The sequence below is a fragment of the Lysobacter sp. GQ73 genome, from assembly GCF_059758755.1.
Genome location: NZ_JCAXEE010000021.1, coordinates 1 through 998 on the forward strand (window position 1 = coordinate 1; position 998 = coordinate 998).

The 998-nt window shown below is 71.0% G+C and carries 1 protein-coding gene; it reads left to right on the forward strand.

Going from position 1 to position 998, the window contains the following annotated elements:
- Window positions 1–998, forward strand: a 998-nt coding sequence (locus AC6CH2_RS22480) for a GEVED domain-containing protein (protein ID WP_498271156.1), incomplete at both ends; no start/stop codon positions are given.

Genomic DNA, 998 nt, shown 5'->3' on the forward strand with positions numbered 1-998 from the left:
TCACCGTCGACGAAGACTTCAGCGACGCGCCGGTGAGTTACGGCATGGCCGGCCACGTCAATTCGGGCCTGACCCTGGGCGCCGGCCTCAGCATCGATCCGACCGCGCCGTTGACGATTCCGAACGGCACCGCCTACATCGCCACCCCGCCGGCGACCAGCCCGCGCGCCAGCGCCACCGCCACCGGCGATACCGACGATGCCTTGGCGTCCCTGCCGATCGTCGGCGTCGGCAGCTACAGCCTGTCGGTGCCGGTGGCCGGGTTCCAGTCGGTGCCCGGCGCGACGCCGCAGTTGTGCGGCTGGATCGACTTCAACCGCAACGGCGCGTTCGAGTCCCCCGGCGAGCGCGCCTGCGCCACGGTGAGCGGCAACGGCAACGTGGTCTTGAACTGGACGATTCCGACCGGCGCGACCTATGTCGCCGGCGAGAGCTATGCGCGCCTGCGCCTGGGCTACACCGCCGCGCAAGTGCAGAGCGCGACCGGCCTGGCCGACAGCGGCGAGGTCGAGGACTATCCGGTGACCCTGTTGCCGCGCGTGCGCCTGACCAAGGCGCTGGTGCCCACCTCCGATCCGGGCTTGTTCAACCTGTCGGTGGCCCCGGCCTCGGCGACCGCGGTGCAGACCAACAGCGGCGCGGTCGCCAACGTCGGCCACGGCGGCACCACCGATTGGGTGCCGGTGCCGTTCGGCACCCTGATCACCGTCAGCGAGACCGCCGGCACCGGCACCAGCCTGAGCGACTACAGCTCGAGCATCGCCTGCACCGACCGCTCCGGCGCCACGGTCACGCTCGGCGCGGCGGGCACTACCCGCACCTTCTCCAGCCTGGTCAGCGCTCCGGTGGGCCCGCCGACCACGCCGAACACCGCCAACGCCAACCTCAGCGAAATCAGCTGCGTCGCGACCAATGCGCGGCTGCCCACCGTGCAGGTGGTCAAGGTCACCCAGAACGGCGTCGGCACGTTTTCGTTCAGCGGCAGCAACGGCGTCGCC